The following is a 20,209-nucleotide window of genomic DNA, read 5'->3' on the forward strand; positions in this document are numbered from 1 at the left end:
GAAACCATAGTTTTACTGTAGACGAACATAAATTACATTTCATACTATTTCTTTTCTAATAAATACTGAACCAGCACAATTTTCTCCTCAACTCCTTTTACATTAAATATCTCAGACGAATAATCTCGTACAACTATTTTAAAACCATTTCTAACCAGTTCGTTTTCTAATTCATCTCTGTTCAAAACAACAAAATAATGATTTTCTATACCGTCAACACCTACTACTCTCTGATGCACATAAAATGTTTTATTACGTTTAGTGACAGGTGTTCGAGTAATATAAACGTATCTTTTGGCGACTCTTTCCATATCTTTGAGAACATTTTTCCATCCAGTCTGTGAATAATGCAAAATGCCACTGTATAGTATGAAGTCGAAATATTTATCAGGCTTATTAACTTTTTCGGCAAAAGATACAAAAAAGGAAGCTTTTGCATTGAATTTATTACATATATTGACAATTTCGGAATTTATTTCACATCCATAATATTTAATGTGTCGGAAAGGTGAGTCATTTCTAGTAAGTATTTTGCTATATATACCACTTCCACAACCAACATCTAAAAACTTTGAATTTCTTTTAATCAAACCTATATGTTTTATGGTCTCTTTTTCTAAAAAAAACAAATTTTCACTTACAGCGTTATCCTTAATAAGAGTATCCATTTTTATCTTAGTTTCTATTGAAGCTTGATATCTTTTTAACAAATTGCCCATGTCAAAGTCGTAACCAGTCCGTCCATTTTTCGGAGCGTTTATTTTTTCATAGGAGATAAGCATTACGTTACTTATAGCCTGTCTACCCTCAAGCAAAGAAATTATCGTTTTTAAAATTCGAATAACTATGTCTATAATTTTATGCATACATTTGTAAAATCCGAGATAATTCCGTTATTCTAACATAGTAGGTATGGTCGTTTAATGTCCTAGTCTGGCCACTGGAAGAGATTCTTAATCTATCTCTGTCATGTTTTAAATGGTAATTAATCTTTTTTATTAGATCATTCTGATCAGAATATTCAATAACTTCTTTTCCAATTTCAAATAAATTCTTCAAATTATCTTTTTTATCAGTTAAAAGCATTGCTCCCATACCAGTTGCCTCATATAATCTCATATTATTTGCATAATTTTCAGCAACATCAATATGTCTGTTTATCGTAATTTTACTTTGTGCTAGCAATTTATACATGTCTAGTGACCACGCTTCCCCATGGTGATATTTGTATAATTTGCTGGTAGGCAATAAAAACTCCTTTCCATAACCCCAAACATCCAGTTTGATTTTACTCGCAACATAATTTAACAATTTTAGCCCTTTCTTGTGAGAAGGACTAATACCTCCTATAAATGTCACATCATATTTTTTAGGTTGTTTACCTACTATCTTTAGAACTCTAGGGTCAAAACCAATTTTAAAGTATTCACTATTAATGCCCATCTTTTTAAATCTTTTAACATAGTGTGGGAAAGAAGTCAGTATTAAATCAAACTGCTTTAAATTTTCTTCATTGGGTAGTGGACAAGCAATCTGACCGACCAGCAACTTACAATATTTCTTTATTTTTTTTAAAGAGTCTGGGTTTAAAATACTCAAATCTTGCATATACACGACGTCAGGTGAATATTTTCTTATTTGTGCTAAGGTTATATTCTGAATCCAGTCCGGACGTCCGATAATTCTATGCAGAAGTGGCATCATCTGTAATTTGGACAGAAATTTATTCTGATTGACTTCGATGTCATTTTCTTTCGCCCACTTTGACTGCAATTTATAATCGTTGACAATTAACTCCTCAGCATTATGACCTAACTTTTTAAGATAATACGAATAAGAATCCCCAGTACCAAAAAATTGATTAAGTAGTAGTTGTCTATGATTTTTAAAACTTAGCCTGTCTATTTTTTGTTTTTTGTAAAAGCTATCTAAAAAACCTTGATAATACGTATCGATTATTAATAATTTCATTTGATTGCTGTTACATAGATTGACGAAAATCTAATATTTATATCTTCACTAGTTTTAACTTTTCTTACCGTTACTTTCTTAAATCCCACATATTTTAACTTTTGGACGATTGATACCTTATCAAAGAACACTTTATGTTCACCGTTTCTATACAATAACCACATCATTATATCAAACGGATTATCAAAGACTTTTTTATACTTTTTTGGTATATCGTTAATTTTTGACTTTAAAAAACTTATATCATTTTTAACATACGCGTTAATATATGGGTCGATATGGGGAACAGTAAAATCTAGTATTCCTCCTTTTTTAAGAACACGTCTACACTCATTAAAAATATAAATCAGTTCATCAATCTTAAGATGTTCGAAAAAATGATCAGATTTTATTTCATCTACAGAATCGTCTCCGAAAGGTATCCCCCACAATAGATCCCAACTTATATCCGCACCTTTTGAAAAATCAATTCCAACAAAACCCTTACGTTTATAATCTCCCGATCCCAAATCTAGTTTTAATATATCCCTAGCACTATATTTATATGACTTATACTTACCAGTAATATACATTAAATATTGTTTAATTTTTTTCATATCGTTACAAATCTATAGTCACAAGCACGTTTCTATTATAATTAGCTGCATTACCATACTTATTTTTATCAATTCTAGTACTAGCACCACTCCATGTGATGTTAATTTTAGAATCTTCAAGTGCTTTAACCGACCGGATTAATTTAACCAAAGTTCTTATGTCAACTATATTTTGACTAGAATACTTTCCGAAATTAATACTATCTCTGTCATGTTCAAGAACAACAATTCTCTTTGAGCTTAATGAGGCTCTTTCTAAAACCTTAACAAAACTCTTAAAAGACACACCATTACCTAACAATATATGCATGATCACTGTTTCAGTATCACCAATACCTTTTGTTTTTATATACTTATCATAATTTACAGTCCTAAGATGTTCATGAAAACCCCATGTACCTTCTTTTTTATGTATTATTTCTACAGTATTGCCAATAAGAAGTGGTTTAACTTCACCCCATAACCACTGGTGCGAATCTGACCTTTCAATTAACAATTTCTGAGAATTAAATATATTTCCTTGACTATCAACTAGCCAAAAATGCCCACTAACCTTTTTAATGAAATCATTGAAACCAATAAAACCATCAATCCACTGTTTTCGAAATGAACTGATTATATGTTTTGGAATTATTGTATTTTCAACTTCACTTAAAGAATGGTCAGCATACGAGTCATTTAACCAATCCTCCTCTCCGATATTGCTCGTATATAAAACTCCACCATCCTTTACGAAACCAACTACTTTCTCATCCACAATAGTAGCTGTTTTAATTTTAGAATTTATTAGAACGTTTTTTACATAACCATAGTTTTTTGCAAACTCACTGTTTCTGTAAACAACATTCACGGCAGGTCCCGGTTTAAACATCTCCTCGTTAAGTATAGTAATACTTTGGCACATTGAATTATTATCAATTATTAATGTTGGTAACTCATTGTTTAATTTGAGATATTTGGCAAAAGCGATTTTTTTAATTGTTTTATAAAAAATTTCCCTATCGCTTACAACATTAACCAGTTTTTTGTAAATCTTTGGGTCATATTCCTGCCTTAAAAATATTTCGTTATTTGCATTGTATCTTCTCACAAACAAATTCTCTATAAAATTTTCAAAAGTTTTGGAGATACTCATAATTTCAACCAACAGCTTTAGATATCTAACTTGATAGTCGTTTATATCAAAAAGTAAAATTTCTTTTGGTTTAATGTGTGGAATGATATTCAAAAAAAACAAACTTCCGATTACAGATGCAAACTTTCTATTGCTAACTTTCTCCTTATCGATATCTTCAAAGTTATTAAGTATCTGGATAGAATCACAGTTAAAAAAATATACAGGAAAATCCGCTTTGTCATTCTTTTCGACAGGTAATAGCCCAGCTAAATTCAAGAGTCTCGACTTGTGTATATTTTTTTTACAGTAAATCAAACTGTTACCGTCACGAGACAGTATCTGTGTTGAATCCACCTTAAATCCATTTTTGTTTAGTAAAATTTTAAGTGTCTCGTGGTCAATAAACCTTTTAATTTCATTGTTTGAGTTTAAAAATAAGGTATTTAATCTAGTAACAAAACTGGACTGCAGATATCTTTTTTTTGTTACCCAATCTTTTTGCTCTAATTTACCACCAATTTTCGATAAAGCTATTTTGGAATCCAGAAACAAAACCTTAAGATCTGAAGAATTGTTAATTATACGATTACACTCACCCAAAAAATCTTCATATACAGTTTGATCTTGTATCTCCTCTAAAAAGTATTCAACCAGTATTTCATCAACACTACTGTCGTCAAAATATAATCTTATAGGTTTGTTACTATCTACTTGTATATCACACTTATAACTGAAACCAACGGTCAGATATCCTTGACGACTGTCGCCATTATTTAAAAGCAACCTTACTTTCCCATATCTACTTTTATAATGTTGAAAAACTGTTTTGTGTGCAATCGGTATATTAACAAACTTACCAATAACTTTTTTAATGATAAATGGTATATATTTTGAAACTATTGGTACGATTTTTTTCATTTTATTTAAAATTATTTTTGATGTATTTCTTTAAATAACCATATTTCTGAACAAAAATATCATTAAATTTCTTTGTAATCTCTGAATATTTTATTTTCAATGCTCTTTCAATAAATTCGGAGTGAGACTTATTTCTAATTAAATTCAAGAATAGGAGCTCTCTGTTTTCTTCTCTCTCAATATCTGCTTGTTTAACATACCATCTTCGACTACTAGCATCTAGTATGCGTTGTACATACCTACCATAATAGTCTTTGTACATGTCAACAGATTGTACTTGCAACATCAAATCGTAATCATTCTGAGTTAATAAAATATCATTTATTCTGCTTAAATAATCCAGTTGATTAACGGTTAGCTCATCGATATTTAATTTACCGGCACTCACATTAGCTGCATATGGTTTTACAGATATTTGACCTCTAGAATCATCTACAAGGAGTTTTAACAACATCCCCCAAGATTTAGAGTACGAGTCGTGTATAAAATTACCTAAACTATAAAAAATATATTTGCTTTTATATATTTCATAACCCTGTGGAACATGTGGGTGGTGGCCAATAATGATGTCCGCACCTGCATCTATTATTTCTCTATATCTTGAATAGATATATTTTGAGGGCAATGGCACTTCTTCACCACCGCCATGCGGGCAAACAATTACCACTTTTCTTTTTTTCTTTAATACTTGTATTGATTTTATAATTTCACTGCCATAAATACTCAGATACCCTGAAGTGTTAGACGAGGCCACACCAAATTCCTCTTCAGCAGTAGACAACACTACAATGTTTGTTTTTCCCAGAGTCATTGGTCGTGTAGCGTTTTGTATGTTTTTTCCAAAACCTGTGTGACCAATTCCCTTGTTCATTAAGTAGTCTATTGTGTAATCAAGTCCGTCTTGACCATAATCAAATATATGGTTGTTGGCTCCAACGAGATAATTTACACCTAAATTGGCTAGTAATGCATTGAGACTATCTGTTTTCTGAGCTAGATTTGGTCCAGATTTTTTGTGTGAATATGCTTTTTTTCGACCATCTAAGACAGGCGCTTCCAAATTAAGGATCGAAAAATCAGAATTATTAAATAGATTGATATTATCCTTAATTAAGTAACTATGTTTCAGATACAAATCACCACCAATTGTTATTTTATACATTTTTTTCATTTAAGACGGCTAAAACGTCACCATGTTTTTGATTATCCCAAATATTGTTTTTTAATATTTTTGTATCTCCATTTGCAAATATTTCAAACAATCTATAACTTTTATCTTTAAAAAAAGATATTACTGATTGTGCATCTCGCTTATGCCATACAAGCATTTTTGGTGAAATTTCAAATATTATTTTTTTGATTTTACCATTTTTGATCATTTTTTTAGCACCATTAAGAACATCAAGTTCAGCACCCTCAACATCAATTTTTAATAAATCTATATTACTTATATTATTATTTTTACAAAATCTATCAATCGTGACAGTTTTAACTTTCGCTGTTGTAACTTCGTTTTTGTTTATATCATCATCCAATTTTGGATCACCTAATGACTGCCAACCATTTTGATTACGTATAATACTCAAAAGCATGAATGAATCTTTATGGCTTACTGCCTGATTATATACATATTTCGTAGGCATGCGATTTAAACTTAAATTATCTTTTATCTTTTTTATATTTTTCTTATCAGCTTCAAATGAATAAACTTTTCCCTCTTTGCAAACTGTTTTCCAAAATGGAACAGATATTGCACCAATACACGCGCCAATATCAAAGCAAGTATCTCCCTTTTTTAAATTTTTATATGCATAATTGACAACATTAAGTGAATCAGTTACAGATTTTCTGTTAAAATTAAAGATCAAATCATCTTTTTTATCTTGCCAATACAAATTACCATCAGAACTGAGGAACTTATGTCTATAACTAGAAATATAAATTCTAATTTTTACTAGATGTAAATAAATTTTTTTGTTTATATCCATTTTCTAATTAATAATTTGACCACTTACTATCAATCAGAAAAGGACTATGATTTACCACAATTTTGGATGCATTATTAAAAAAATCACCAGAATTTACTTGGAAATTTTTTACAACTCCCGGATTATCCACAACACCATTTTTATTCTCTAAATATAGACCAATCTTGTATCTACCTTCAGACAAAGGAAATGAATTAATCGAACATTTGAAAATATTTTTTTTGGTCATAAGTTTAATATCAAATTTTTTATAATCGGTCCTATGTAAAATTAATGAATGTTCAAAATTATCCAAAATAGAAAAACTAATTTTAAAGTCTGTCAATTTCTTTTTACCCCTTTGTCTTATTTCAAATACAAAATTGACATCCTGTCCACTTCTTATTGATTCAATTTTATTTCCTCTGGAATTCTCTAACCAAAAACGAGTAAATTGATACTCTTGTGAACCTTGTCTGTTTGCAGCAACTATATTGTCATCATTTTGCAAGTCATTACTTCTAGACATATATTTGTCTATCACCTTATCAGTATCCCCATGCGTCGTTATTTTTCCTCCATCAAGTAATATGCATTTAGAACAAAGGCCTTCTATTGCACTTAAATTGTGACTAACAAATAAAATAGTCCTTCCTTCATTTTTAGTTATATCTTCCATCTTTCCTAAAGATTTTTTTTGAAATTCAGCATCCCCTACCGAAAGAACCTCATCTACTAATAAAATCTCCGGTTCCAAAAAAGCAGCCACGGAAAAGGCCAATCTTGTTGTCATTCCTGAAGAATAATATTTAACAGGTGTGTCTAAAAACTTTTCAACACCTGAAAAATCTACAATTTCATCAAACTTTTTCTTAATCTCATATTGTTTCATACCAAGTATTGAACCATTTAAATAAATGTTTTCTCTACCTGACAACTCTTGATGGAAACCCGTACCAACTTCAAGCAAACTTCCCACTCTTCCCTTAATAAGAGCGCTACCACTTGTAGGTGGAGTTATTCTACTAAGAATCTTTAAAAGGGTTGACTTTCCTGCACCATTTCTACCAATCAAACCTAGAACCTCGCCTTTCTTGACATTAAAAGATACATCTTTTAATGCCCAAAATATCTTTCTAGCTTTCGATTCCCTACTTTTATTAAAAGAGAAGACTGACGATATTTTATCCCTCAAAGTGTCATAATGTGCACCCTGATTCATAACATACTTTTTAGATATCTTGTTTACCTCAATTATATTTTCAGACATATACTATTAAATGACATCAGTAAAAACATCTTCAGTTTTCTTAAAAAGAAATATTCCAACCACTAACATAATTACAAGTGATGCTAATGATACAGGTATTAGGTCAAAATACAAAAATTGGCCCCCTGTAAACATCCATCTACCCGCTTCAATAACAATTGCCATCGGATTTATCGCCATTATCATTCTATTTCCTGGATCAACAATACTTAGTGGGTAAATTACTGGAACCAAAAACATTGATATTTGAATAAAAAACGGCAAAACATATCTGACATCTCTATATCTTACATTAATCGACGAAAGTACAAGACCTAAACCCAGAGCGGTACCAATCGTAATTAATCCCAACACAGGGATCAAAAGCACTGATATCAACGCAGGGTAGTATGCTAAATAAACCGCTAATATTAAAAGAAGTGTTAGATTCAACCCAAAATCTACAAAAGATCCTAAGACTGCTGATATTGGTAGTATCAATCTTGGAAAATATACCTTTTTAACAATTCCTTCATTAACAACTATAGAGTCGCTTGCCTTTGATATTGAATTTGAAAATAAGTTCCAAAATGTTAATCCAATTAAAGAGAATAATGTATAAGGTAGGTCGCCCGAAGGTATTTTTGCTAACTTACCGAAAAAAATGGTGAATATTATCATGCTAAATAAAGGCTGTAGAATTACCCACAATATTCCCAACACTGTCTGTTTATATCTGACTTTAAGATCACGCCATATAAAGACTTTCAGTAACTCACGAGAGTTAATAAGTTCTAAAAATGAGCTAGATACTCCCTTGACGGCATTAATTTCTATGTTTTTTTTATTCATACTTCTTTAACTAATGTATATTTCTAATATCAAAAACATTGATCTCATGTTAGAATTTTACCATTATGAAGGCAAAAAGAGTATCTATAGTAATGCCAGTTTTTAATGAGGCCTCAACTATTTCAAAAATTATCTCAGATGTTTTGAAATCGGATGTTCTTGGACTTAGAAAAGAAGTTATTGTTGTTGACGATGGGTCTACTGATGACACTTTTAAAATACTATCTAAAATCAAGAGTGCCAGACTAAAAATTATTGCTTTAAAAAGAAACATGGGTAAAGGTTATGCCCTCCGAACTGGGTTTAAATACTCAACTGGTGACATCATTATTGTTCAAGATGCGGACCTTGAGTATTCACCAAAAGAATTTCCAAAACTATTAAAGCCAATTGTTCTTAATAAATCCAGAGTTGTATATGGCTCAAGAGAAATGTCAGGTAAAAATGTCCATTCCTCACTAATATTCCACGCAGGAGGTAGATTAGTTACTTTCATTACTAACTTGCTGTATGGGAGCAACTTGACGGATGAAGCCACGGGGTATAAAGTTTTTGATGCAAGGCTACTAAAAAAAATTAAATTGAAATGTATCCGTTTTGAATTTTGTCCAGAAGTTACAGCTCACATATTGAAGTCGAATGAGAAAATAGTTGAGGTACCAATTAAGTATAATGCAAGACATCGTCATGAAGGCAAAAAAATTAAAGCGAGAGATGGCATTGAAGCAATATTTACCCTACTCAGAATAAAATTTAATCTATGAATAGAAAAAGATCTTGGGGAGAAGAAAATAAAAGTACTCTTGACACAATAATTGAATACTTGCGTTTTAACAAAATTAATAAATACATACCCCAGAACTGTGTTCTCCTCGATCTGGGTTGTGGATATAACGGCACCTTACTAAAAAAATATAGAAACTCGATCAAAAAAGGTGTCGGAATCGACCTTTCTGTAAACGATAAAGACACAGATATAAAACTCATAGAAGGTCGTATCGACAAGAAAATCAAGTTACGAAGTAATGAATTTGATATTATTACATCATTGGCGGTCATTGAACACGTTGAGTCACCAAAAACAATGCTAAAAGAAGCTTATCGACTCCTCAAAAAGGATGGTATTCTCCTAATCACAACTCCATCAAAATACAATAAACCGATTTTAGAATTTTTAGCTTTTAGGATTAATGTTATCAGCAAAGATGAGATAAAAGATCACAAAAGATACTATGATAAATTTTCTCTTGAAAAAGAGTTGGCTCTGGCTGGCTTTTCAAAAAATAAAATAAAGGTAGAATATTTTCAACTTGGTTTAAATATATTTGCTATTGCTAAAAAATGAACAGGGTTGATTTACTATTATATTCTTTGTCATTCATCACTCTTGTTTGGATATATGCTTCTACTGGTAACCTATTCATTAAAAATCTCGGCAAAAGAATTCCTTCGATATCTGTATATGGCATTAGCACCTTAATAGGATTTGGTATTATAAATAACATACTATTAATAGTAGGGATTATCTGGAGATTTGACCAAACTACAGTATTAACAACTCACGCAATATTTTTATTAATTTCTTTTTTTAGACCTCCAATTACACTACTAGATGTCAAGAAACTAGTTACTTACATTGGAAATTCATGGCGTAAAAACTTATTACCCTATTTTTTTCTAGCATTGTCATCTGTAATACTTGGATCGTTATACTTATCAGCACTACAACCCCCTCATTCTCCAGACGAGTTACATTACCACCTGCCTCAAATACGACAGATATTAGAAGAAAAAGGTGTAGATATTCACTTTGGTGGTCACTTTTTTTATGGAAACATACCAAAGTTAGTAGAGGTGTCATTTGCAGGTGTTTCGACACTGTTTGACTATAATTTCACACACTTAGTCAATCTATCAATCTTTATCGCCTTCTTGGTAGTGGTTTTTGGAATAATTAACCGAAAGTTTGGTCTATTCACTGCTTCATTATCCACCATGCTTCTACTGATGTTTGATGACCTAACTTGGAATGCTACCACTGGATATATTGACACAGCAACTCTAAGTTTTGAAATATCTTCACTCATAATCCTTACCTATCTACTAACCACAAAAGACAAAATCGAGAAGTATGTGTATATCATTCCAGGATTGTTAATGGGGTTAGGGCTTGCCTCAAAATATTCACCGGCGCCAACGCTATTATATATGGGGGTATTGATGTTAATTTTTAGGAAGAAAATTATCTATTTTATAAACTTTGGGTTGGGTGTCTTTATCTTTGGATCTTTTTGGTATATGAAAAACTTATTGCTTTACCTCAATCCTTTCTATCCACTATATCTTGGACACAAAAATGTACCGGAGGATTTGTATAAATCACTTGTGGACGCAATACAAGAATTCGGCCCAAAAACCTTGAATTATTTCTTGAAAATAGTTTCTCGGTACTTAACAACTAACGGCACACTTGTATATTTAAGTATTTTTATTGCACCATTTGGATTAATAGAATGGAAAAAGAATAAGTTTGTATTGATATTATCTTTATACTATGTTTTATATTCAGCGTACTGGTTCTTCTTGGGTACTCACCAAATTAGGTTTCTTGCACCTGCACTGGTGGTTGCCATACTTATTACTTCTTATCTAGTTAGTAAAATTAATCAAAAAATTATTTTTTGTATATCAACCTTAGCTTTTTCTATACTATTTATATTAGGCCAACCGTGGTATTCCTTTTGGAATACCAAATTACGCGTAAACGAGCGGCAATACGCAGTTGGGAACCTAACAGAATCTCAGTTTTTAAACAGACACTTTGGATGCCAGTATCAAGTAATTAAATATTTAGATGATAATAATATAGTTGGAAGCGTAATTGACAACTGGTCTGTCTGGCATGCACCATCTGTTTCTTTTTATGCGACTAAAAATCAATTCCAAACATACAGCACAACAACTTTAAAATCCGAACAACAAATTAAGCAGGAGATTAATGATGGAAATATTAGTTTTATTTATTTTAATTCCAAAGTTAGACAAAAACACTTATTAAACGATGATTCAATCGTGGTGAGAACTAGAGACGAAAAGCTTCCTGTTGAAAACTACCTACTTAAAAATAGTAAATTAGAATTTAATGAAAGCGACTGTTACTTATACAGAATAGATTTAAACAATGTGGTCACTGATAAATTAATAAACTAGTTCATTTTTTAACCCAAACATAAAAACCTGCGCTCAATAAGTTGGGAGAGAGTTTAACTATTAACGACCTTATTTTTCTAGGTAGAACAGTGTTAAATAGTTTCCAAATGATTTTTAGAAACTCTACAACGTAGTAGTTAGTTTCAAGTTGCCGATGATAACTAATAACCATTTCTGGTTGACTATAATGAGCAAGGGTACCAAAATCCCAAAATTCTTTGACTATTTTTAACTTTGCCTTTCTAATCATTTTTTGAAAACCGTTCCAAGTAAAAAACCTCAGGTGCATATAGTCCCATTCTTCAAAAAGCTTGGTATGATCATGACCCAACGTCTTCCATATTAAATTCTTTCCCAACAAATTTCTCAATCTAAAAGTGATATAAAAATGATTTGGCACACTTAGAACTATATAGCCAGTTTTTTTCGTCACTCTTCTTAATTCCTCAAGTAAAAGAAGTGGATTCTCTATGTGCTCAAGAATATCCTTTGCAACGACTACATCGAATTCGTCGTCTTTATATTGTATTTTCTTGTTTATACGCGACACTACTGTCTTAACATTAAATTTCTTAGCTATAGAGGTGGCCCGGGCTGAAATATCAATTCCATGAACGTCGTTCGCAACTGCTAAATATTTTGTATCTCTTGCTGTACCAACACCAACTACAAGTATTTTGTTACCCTTTAAACTTTTTGAATCAGTGATTTTGTAGTCAGGTAAATCAATGTCGACATATTTCTTGTCTTTGTATATTGAATTGTAAATCTTGTCCTGCATTCTATAAAGTTTTTAAATACAATATCCTAAAATAATTATTAATCTTATGTGTATATACAAAAATTACATTCTTTGAATGTTTTCTGACAATCTTTATATCCATACTAAACAGCTCGTTGTACATAACAGAACTGATACTACCTTCACTAATTCTGAATTTTGACAAATACATGTCAATTACAACTGGCATTTGATCTTTTCCAATTTTTAACCACATATCATATTCCATAACTGCAAATTTTGTTCCAGTAAATAAACCATATTTTCTAAGTGCTTTTTTAGTTAGAAAGACCGATGGTTGCATAAGATAGTTGGTCATAAGCAAGAGGTTGTACAAATTAAATTTCAACAAAAAACTTTTGTAAACTGTTGCAATTTTTGCAATTTCAATATCATTTTCATCAATTACAATTCCTTTTCCAGCAAACCACAAAGCATTTGGATTTTCTTTGTAATACTCAGCCACTGTAAAAAGTGCATCTTTTTCATATACATCATCTGCATTGATAAAAGTTACTATTTCCCCTTTTGCTTTCTTTAGTCCCTTATTTATAGCATCTAGTTGCCCATCATCTTTTTTTGAAACAAACTTAATTAATTTAGGGTATTTCTTTGCATATTTTTTAATTATGTCAAGTGTTCCATCTGTTGACCCTCCATCTTGAATTATTACTTCTACTCTAACATTTTTTTGAGTCACAATAGACCGGAGTGTTTTTTCTATATATTTAACTTTATTATATGAAGGAATGATAATGGAGATTAAGGGATACATATTATCTAAGTGTATAGTATGTTGACCTACCTCCGCCATTACGAGAAATTATACCCATATCAATTAAGTCATTGAAATCCTTTACCCTTGACGCTTTTGATCTTTTAACTAATTTTGAATAGTCGGTGTTAGTAATGAAACCCTTATTCTTAATGTATTCAATAATATTTTGATGATACTTTTCAAGTTTATTTTTTGGATTTCCAATATAATCTGGCAATACATTTTTAACTCTAATAAGTTCATCAATGATTCCACCAGTAAAATACTCAAGCCAGTTTGTAAAATTTATTCTATCTTTTATCTCGTAATAATCTCCAAACTCACCGACGTTTTGAAAATACTTGGTTACATTTTGATTGTAATAATTTTCAAAGCTGAATAATTTAAATGTATTAAGACCCATATTTGCCAATAGAAACTTTGTGATCAATCTGGTGGTTCGGCCGTTTCCGTCCATAAAAGGATGAATTATTACCATCTGTTTATGAAGCAAACCTGCTAATATCAAAGGGTCAATACTATTTATATTTTTATTAATAAACGTGACCAAATTAAGCATTAATGAATCGACATCTTTAAAGTCTGGTGGTATATATACCACCTTATTAACTCTGGGGTCGTTGACAACGACAGGCTTGTTTCTTAATTTACCAACTTCATTTTCTTCTAATAGATTTTGTGTCACTTCCCTGTGTATCTTTAGTATCAAATCTACATCAATTTGGACAACTTTATTATCAATTAGTTTATCCAGATTTTCTAAAGCGTGATTATAATTTAAAACTTCTGTTTCAGAATCTCTTAAATTAGAAGGTTTGTTCTTAATGAGTTCTATTACTGCAGTAAGAGGTAAGGGATTACCTTCAATACTTGTGGATGCGTGGGCTGAGACTTCTCTTGCTTTTCTTTGAAACTCAACCAAAACAACGTGCGTAAATCTTGTGTTATTTAATTCATTTATTAAACTATTTATTCGCTTTATATTTTCTAGTAATTGATGAGAAATTGTATATGAAGGATTAAACATTGTAGTCAAATAATAGTCGAATAATAGACGGATGTCAAGTACGGATTATTTCTCTTTCAATGCCAGCTTACGAACCAACTCTTCAATCTTTTTTTCTAATTTATTGACCCTAATGTATGCAGATGAGACCATTATAAATAAAACTATAAAAGCTCCCCCAATTAGAAGATCCAAGACTCTAGAAATTGCAAAACTAGCTGCATATACTCTAATGATCTCTGGGAAAACTATGATTAAGATTACAGCTACCCATATACCTATCCAACTAGCTATTTCCATACCACTCAAGTTGCCCTTTTTATAATGCAAAACTGCAAAATAAATCATTGTTAATGAAAAAAGTATTCCTGTTATTTGTAGACCTAAAATCATAGATTTAAAAAATTTTTTTCTATTTTATATATATTTTCCAATAAACTAAGTTAAGCAAGATTCCAAAAGCATCTATTATTGATACACCCTTGTAATTATCAAAGTATATAGTCTCAATAGGTATTTCACAATATTTTAAGTTTCTTTTCTTGATTCTAATTACCATCTCAGTTTCTACACCATAACCTGTTGAGTCCCATTTAATTTTGCCATATGCTTTTTTAGTTATAGCTCGAAAGCCCGATATTAGATCAGAAACATATATACCAAACATCAGATTAATAATGACTGAAGCCACCTTATTACCTATGAATCTGATAAATGGCATACCCAAGTTTAGATTCCTTGAGCCAAAAATGACTTCGTATTTACCTGTCTTTAATTTCTCAATGAATTTATGTAGGTCATTAACTGCATGTTGACCATCTGAATCCATTAGTATTACTGCATCAGCACCATGGGAAAATGCATATTCACAACCAGTTTTTAATGCCGATCCCTTACCTAAATTAACTTTGTGATGAAGTACTGTAATATTTGGTTTCTTTATACTGTGGAGCTTTAACTTGGTAGCATCATTGCTCCCATCATCAACCACAACTGCCTCATGGCCTAACTTAGTCAGTTTACTTAAGACTATTAAAACCCCACTTCCTTCGTTATAAACAGGCAATACGATACTAACCTTCATATTTATTTTTTTTGTACCAATCTATTGTCTCTTTTAAACCTATTTCAAATGAAGTCTTAGCCTTAAAACCAAATTCTTTTTTAGCTTTTAAGGTAGACAACTTTCTTCTTGGCTGCCCATCTGGTTTTGTCTTGTCCCAAACTATTTTACCTTTAAAGTTAGTTAACTTTTTAATTAACCCAGCTAGATCTTTAATCGATATCTCAAAGCCTGCCCCCAAGTTTACAGGTTCTGACTTATCATACTTCTCACAAGCCATTAAGATACCTTCTACGGCATCCTTAACATACAAAAATTCTCTAGTTGCTGTGCCTGTTCCCCAAACAACAACTTCTTTCTTGTTTGTCTTTTCTGCAGTAACAAATTTTTTAATTAAGGCAGGAATAACATGGCTTGATTTTGGATTGAAATTATCTCCTGGACCATATAAATTAACTGGCAACAAAAAGATAGAATTAAAACCAAATTGATCCCTGTAGCTTTGTGACTGAACCAATTGCATTTTTTTAGCTAGACCATAGGGTGCATTTGTCTCCTCAGGGTATCCATTCCAAAGGCTTTCTTCTTTAAAAGGTACGGGTGTGAATTTAGGATATGCACATATTGTTCCAAGTGCTAAATATTTTTTAACTTTATTTATTCTTGAGGCCTTCATCATAAAAGTGCCCATTAGGATATTGTCATCAAAAAGATCTGCTGGAAATTCTCTATTAAACCCTATTCCACCTACTTTTGCAGCTAGATGAATAACCAAGTCCATTCCTTTTGAAGCTTTCAGGCAATCCTCATATTTGGTTAAATCATATTCGTCACGATCAGCAACCCTAATCATTTTAGGCTTTAGTTCTTTTAGTTTTTCAATCAAATGAGTACCTAAAAAACCCTTACCCCCTGTAATTAAAACTTTTTTGTTTTTAAAATAGTTATTCATATAACGTAAAAAAATACTTGTCTAGCTAACAAAGTAGCCCCTGAAAAATAAGATTTCAGCTAGTGTTCCCATTATAGCTAAAAATACATAAATACCAAGCCTTAAGTATTTATTGGACTTCTCAAGTAGTATTGAAGCAAAAATAAACATCGGAAATAATAACAATGCATACCTAGGAAGTGATGAAAAACTACCTGACACTGTAGGTATCAAATACCCAAATACGGAAAATAACCAGTAGTCCCAACGTATTTTTCGAAAGCTATACAAAATAACTATCAAAAATAATAAAGCAATTCCAAATTCTAATAAAACCGTAAAGACAACAGGCGGATAACTCCAAGATAAGTTGGGTATTATTTTTGCCACATAGCGGTAAAAAACCTGAGGTAAAAGAATAATACTGTCTGACCTCTGCTCCCCAAACAAAGTATATGCCTGATATAGTTTTATAGAACCTCCCCAATATAAAAATATATAGTACATATAAGCCAATAACCCCAAGGGGATAAAGAGCAATGACAAAAGTCGTTTGTTAATAAGTTTTCTATCCAAAAAGACATTAATTAAAAACACAGGTAATAAGGTTATACCAACAGCCCTAGTTCCAGAAGCCAGCATTCCCAAAAGTGACGCAAATAATACTTTGTTTTTCCTAAACAAGTAAAATGACCACACAGCTAGACATAAAAATAAGCTTTCAGTGTATACCGCTGCAAAATAAAAAGATGTTGGGAAAACAAGCATTAAAATGATACTTAACTTAGCTATCCTTTCTGAGTAATCCAAAGACACCAACTTGTATAACCCTATTAAACCCAAGAAAAGTGATAAGTTTGAAATTAAAATACCACTCCAAACATAAATGTATAATTCCCTTCCAAAAAGGGACCCTATTAAATCAATTAAAAATGGGTAAAAAGGAAAATAGAACTGCTGAAGGCTTTTATACCCATAAAGTGCAATTGAAGTAAAATGCTCTCCATCAAAGTTTGCCCAACCCCAAAACAAAGGATTTTGTAAGTAGTTAACCAACTTGCCTCCAAAAAAGTTTTCCCCAAATAAAGGAACATAATAAACAGAAAACATTGCAACTAAAGTTACTAAAACTCTCCACACAATGAAGCTTTTTAAAACGAATAAAAAATCAAATCTTTTCATAAACCTTAATCATTTCTTTTGCAGTTTTTTCCCAACTATATTCCCTTGGTAGTTTTATCTTTTTATTAGGGTTTAATAAAGCTTTTGCTAAAGCTCTTGGGCTAGTAGGGTCTACATATCTTATTTCCTGCCCTAAAATCTCAACTAATGCTTGTGTTTTAGTCGCAACCAAAGGGGTCCCAACTGTCACAGACTCAAGAGCTGGCAACCCAAAACCTTCATATAAAGAGGGTTGTACATATACACTTGCAAGGTTATACAGTTTATTTATATCTTCATCACTAACGTAGCCCAACCTAGTTACATTTTTAAAATTTACTCCTTTAAGGTGTTCCAGTTCTGGGTGGTTTAAATCCATACTTTCTATTTCACTTGCCTGTTTACCTGCAATAACCAATGGTATTTTTGCAATTTCACAAGCTTTAACAAGATTTGGTATATTTTTGTTAAAGTTAATATCCCCAATGTACAATGCAAAACGTTTTGGTAAATTGAATATATTTGCAGTAGTTTTCTTTTTAAATATTTCTTTTGGTGCAAGATAGACAACATCAACAATATTAGGGTCAACTCCCAAGAACCTGACAATATCCTTTTTACTAGTTTCAGAAATTGTGACAATTCTATCTACATACAACTTAATTAGTAACTTATTAACAAAAAACTTAATTTTTCCCCTGACACCTGCAGGATAGTGGTCTGGATATACCAAATATATTAAGTCATGAATTGTTAAAACCAATTTTTTAGAAGGTTTAAAAAAAGGAAGGGAAATAAAATAAGGATTAAATTTTGTGTAATGGACAATATCAGCATCCTTAGTCTCATTTGATATTTCTACCCCCCCATATCTTACAAGTGCTTTTACAAGCTCATTCGTATGCACCCCAATCCCCCTAACACTATCACCCTCGGTAACAATCTTGGGAACAAATGCAATTTTGACCATATGAAGTAATTATACTATTAATAACTAAAATTATTTAGGTTCTGGTTTGTTCCATTCTCCAAAACCATAATCTCCTGGGTAAAGTGTGTATTCCACCTCCCTGTCGGTGTCCTTAATTATCTCAACCAGTTTGTCCCCCACCCATTCAGGAGTAAAGTAGGCCTTTCCACTTTCCATATCTTTTTTCTTTTCTTCAAAGCTCATAGGTCCAAAGCTTGTTAGTGTACTACCTAGAGTAATTAAACAGAATTTAGGGTTTCCAATCCTTTTAAATTCCTCAGCCAAACTTAAAATAAAACCCCTTAAGCCGAATTTCATTGCACAATAAAGACTTCTCCCTGACATAGGTATAACTCCAGCCCCAGAACCAATAGTTAGGACTAAGGAATCTTCTGAGGTGTTAAGACTTGGCATTAGCTCTTTAATAAAAACGAAAGTGGAAGTCAAACCAATATTTATAGTTTTGTTCCATTCATCTAGTGTAGCTAACTCAATTGGTTTGTAAATTCCAATACCCGTAGCATTAATCAATACATCAATTTTTGAAAAATCACTTTGTATTTCTTTTGCAGTTTTTACTGTTTTTTCTTGATCTGAAAAATCAGAAACATAATACTTACTTTCTTTATTTTCCAAACTTTTTAATAAATTAGAAAGTTCAGTTTCAGTTCTAGAAACCAAAATCAGTGTAGCACCCTCATTATCTAATCTCTTGACAATCTCTCGTCCTATTCCACCTGTTGCTCCTGTTATGACTATAACTTTATTTTTCAATTTCATACTTTTTCTAGTTTATTATCTGTTACATACTTAAAGTATGCAATTGGGAAGTGCCAAGATGAGAACAAACTCCAAAGAAAACCATTTGTCCCATCTAGAATCCCTTTGTGTCTAAAATATAAATTTAAAAATGTATAGGTTGGTTTAAAAAAAACATAATTTGTAAAACCACTTAAACCTTTATTTACTTTTTCTCTAACCAACTCATTTTTTTGTAAATCAGTATATCTATTTAATCTTGCAAAATATCTTTTTAATGTTGGTGAATCATAATGCAATAAGGACTCATTTAACCACCCAACCCTACCATTTAACTCTATTTGCTCATGGACAGACTTACAAGGAAACTTAGCATAACCATTCTTAACAAGTCTTATAACCCCATCTGGATATACTCCTGCGTGAATTAGTGGTTTTCCTAAAAACATATTCCTTCTTGGCACAAAGTAACCAACAACTTCACCAGTGTCTTTACCAATTTTTCCATCCCTCTCTTCAATAAGTTGTTGATGTTTTATAAAAAGTTTGTTTTGTGGAGAGCTATTAGTGGTAGGTCTATTATTAACAATATCTAAAATTTCTTTTGATAGTTCCCTTGTTACTACTTCATCAGCATCAAGTTGTAATATCCATTCACCAGTAGCTTTCTCAAGAGCTTTTTGTTTAGTGATATGAAAGATATCATTATGTTTTTCCAAATAGACCTTTGCCCCATAACTCTCTGCAATTCTCTTGGTATCATCTGTTGAGTGTTCATCAAACACAATTATTTCATCTGCAATTTTTTTTACAGATTTCAAACACCTTGCAATATTTTCCGCTTCATTCCTTGTGGCTAATACAACACTTAACTTCATAT

The 20,209-nt window shown here is 31.4% G+C and carries 21 protein-coding genes; 3 read left to right on the top strand and 18 right to left on the bottom strand.

Features of this window, described 5'->3' with window-relative positions; all coding sequences use genetic code 11:
- Positions 1 to 44: 44 nt before the first annotated feature.
- From QY322_01585 to QY322_01620, 8 genes are read right to left on the bottom strand one after another with little or no spacing between them, the layout of a single operon-like run.
- Positions 45 to 866 carry a class I SAM-dependent methyltransferase gene (locus QY322_01585; protein ID WKZ25982.1) on the bottom strand — a complete coding sequence of 274 codons (822 nt, stop codon included), beginning with the start codon at positions 864 to 866 and terminating at the stop codon, positions 45 to 47.
- Entirely contained in the window at positions 859 to 1,971 is a 1,113-nt protein-coding gene (locus tag QY322_01590) for a glycosyltransferase (GenBank protein WKZ25983.1), read from the bottom strand. Before QY322_01590 ends, QY322_01585 begins: the two co-directional genes overlap by 8 nt.
- Positions 1,968 to 2,567 (bottom strand): methyltransferase domain-containing protein, encoded by a 600-nt coding sequence (locus QY322_01595; GenBank protein WKZ25984.1) that lies wholly within the window; start codon positions 2,565 to 2,567, stop codon positions 1,968 to 1,970. Before QY322_01595 ends, QY322_01590 begins: the two co-directional genes overlap by 4 nt.
- A 4-nt stretch (positions 2,568 to 2,571) precedes the next feature.
- Entirely contained in the window at positions 2,572 to 4,602 is a 2,031-nt protein-coding gene (locus QY322_01600; GenBank protein WKZ25985.1) for a hypothetical protein, read from the bottom strand.
- A gap of 1 nt (position 4,603) precedes the next feature.
- The gene (locus tag QY322_01605) at positions 4,604 to 5,764 is read right to left on the bottom strand and encodes a CapA family protein (protein WKZ25986.1); all 1,161 of its coding nucleotides are present in this window, start codon (positions 5,762 to 5,764) and stop codon (positions 4,604 to 4,606) included.
- Positions 5,757 to 6,590: an FkbM family methyltransferase gene (locus QY322_01610; GenBank protein ID WKZ25987.1), complete on the bottom strand. Its 834-nt coding sequence runs from the start codon at positions 6,588 to 6,590 to the stop codon at positions 5,757 to 5,759. Before QY322_01610 ends, QY322_01605 begins: the two co-directional genes overlap by 8 nt.
- Before the next feature lie 7 nt (positions 6,591 to 6,597).
- Complete coding sequence (locus tag QY322_01615; GenBank protein WKZ25988.1) at positions 6,598 to 7,839, bottom strand: ABC transporter ATP-binding protein; 1,242 nt, start codon at positions 7,837 to 7,839, stop codon at positions 6,598 to 6,600.
- A 6-nt stretch (positions 7,840 to 7,845) separates the two neighbouring features.
- On the bottom strand, positions 7,846 to 8,670 hold the full coding sequence (locus tag QY322_01620) for an ABC transporter permease (GenBank protein ID WKZ25989.1): 825 nt from the start codon (positions 8,668 to 8,670) through the stop codon (positions 7,846 to 7,848).
- Between the two features lie 65 nt (positions 8,671 to 8,735).
- Here QY322_01620 and QY322_01625 point away from each other — a divergent pair, with 65 nt between their 5' ends.
- From QY322_01625 to QY322_01635, 3 genes are read left to right on the top strand one after another with little or no spacing between them, the layout of a single operon-like run.
- A complete protein-coding gene (locus QY322_01625) occupies positions 8,736 to 9,434 on the top strand; it encodes a glycosyltransferase family 2 protein (GenBank protein WKZ25990.1) in 699 nt (232 codons plus the stop codon).
- On the top strand, positions 9,431 to 10,015 hold the full coding sequence (locus QY322_01630; GenBank protein WKZ25991.1) for a class I SAM-dependent methyltransferase: 585 nt from the start codon (positions 9,431 to 9,433) through the stop codon (positions 10,013 to 10,015). The genes QY322_01625 and QY322_01630 overlap by 4 nt, the downstream gene beginning before the upstream one ends.
- Positions 10,016 to 10,041: 26 nt before the next feature.
- Complete coding sequence (locus QY322_01635) at positions 10,042 to 11,880, top strand: hypothetical protein (protein ID WKZ25992.1); 1,839 nt, start codon at positions 10,042 to 10,044, stop codon at positions 11,878 to 11,880.
- 1 nt (position 11,881) lies between these two features.
- Here the strand turns inward: QY322_01635 and QY322_01640 are convergent, their stop codons facing one another.
- The 10 genes from QY322_01640 to QY322_01685 are packed head-to-tail and all read right to left on the bottom strand — an operon-like array spanning position 11,882 to position 20,207.
- A complete protein-coding gene (locus QY322_01640; GenBank protein WKZ25993.1) occupies positions 11,882 to 12,661 on the bottom strand; it encodes a methyltransferase domain-containing protein in 780 nt (259 codons plus the stop codon).
- Between the two features lies 1 nt (position 12,662).
- Complete coding sequence (locus QY322_01645; GenBank protein WKZ25994.1) at positions 12,663 to 13,436, bottom strand: glycosyltransferase family 2 protein; 774 nt, start codon at positions 13,434 to 13,436, stop codon at positions 12,663 to 12,665.
- 1 nt (position 13,437) lies between these two features.
- Positions 13,438 to 14,466 (bottom strand): Fic family protein, encoded by a 1,029-nt coding sequence (locus tag QY322_01650; GenBank protein WKZ25995.1) that lies wholly within the window; start codon positions 14,464 to 14,466, stop codon positions 13,438 to 13,440.
- Between the two features lie 45 nt (positions 14,467 to 14,511).
- Positions 14,512 to 14,838, bottom strand: a complete 327-nt coding sequence (locus QY322_01655) for a DUF2304 domain-containing protein (protein ID WKZ25996.1) — start codon at positions 14,836 to 14,838, stop codon at positions 14,512 to 14,514.
- A gap of 19 nt (positions 14,839 to 14,857) precedes the next feature.
- The gene (locus QY322_01660) at positions 14,858 to 15,529 is read right to left on the bottom strand and encodes a glycosyltransferase family 2 protein (GenBank protein ID WKZ25997.1); all 672 of its coding nucleotides are present in this window, start codon (positions 15,527 to 15,529) and stop codon (positions 14,858 to 14,860) included.
- Positions 15,519 to 16,460 carry a GDP-L-fucose synthase gene (locus tag QY322_01665; protein WKZ25998.1) on the bottom strand — a complete coding sequence of 314 codons (942 nt, stop codon included), beginning with the start codon at positions 16,458 to 16,460 and terminating at the stop codon, positions 15,519 to 15,521. Before QY322_01665 ends, QY322_01660 begins: the two co-directional genes overlap by 11 nt.
- 21 nt (positions 16,461 to 16,481) lie before the next feature.
- A complete protein-coding gene (locus QY322_01670; protein WKZ25999.1) occupies positions 16,482 to 17,621 on the bottom strand; it encodes a hypothetical protein in 1,140 nt (379 codons plus the stop codon).
- Complete coding sequence (locus QY322_01675) at positions 17,608 to 18,570, bottom strand: glycosyltransferase family 1 protein (protein WKZ26000.1); 963 nt, start codon at positions 18,568 to 18,570, stop codon at positions 17,608 to 17,610. The genes QY322_01670 and QY322_01675 overlap by 14 nt, the downstream gene beginning before the upstream one ends.
- Positions 18,571 to 18,600: 30 nt before the next feature.
- On the bottom strand, positions 18,601 to 19,350 hold the full coding sequence (locus tag QY322_01680; protein ID WKZ26001.1) for an SDR family NAD(P)-dependent oxidoreductase: 750 nt from the start codon (positions 19,348 to 19,350) through the stop codon (positions 18,601 to 18,603).
- Positions 19,347 to 20,207, bottom strand: a complete 861-nt coding sequence (locus tag QY322_01685) for a glycosyltransferase family 2 protein (GenBank protein WKZ26002.1) — start codon at positions 20,205 to 20,207, stop codon at positions 19,347 to 19,349. Before QY322_01685 ends, QY322_01680 begins: the two co-directional genes overlap by 4 nt.
- Between the last annotated feature and the right edge of the window lie 2 nt (positions 20,208 to 20,209).

This window comes from bacterium, assembly GCA_030583725.1.
Classification (GTDB): Bacteria; Patescibacteriota; Microgenomatia; order UBA8517; family UBA8517; genus JAUYMM01.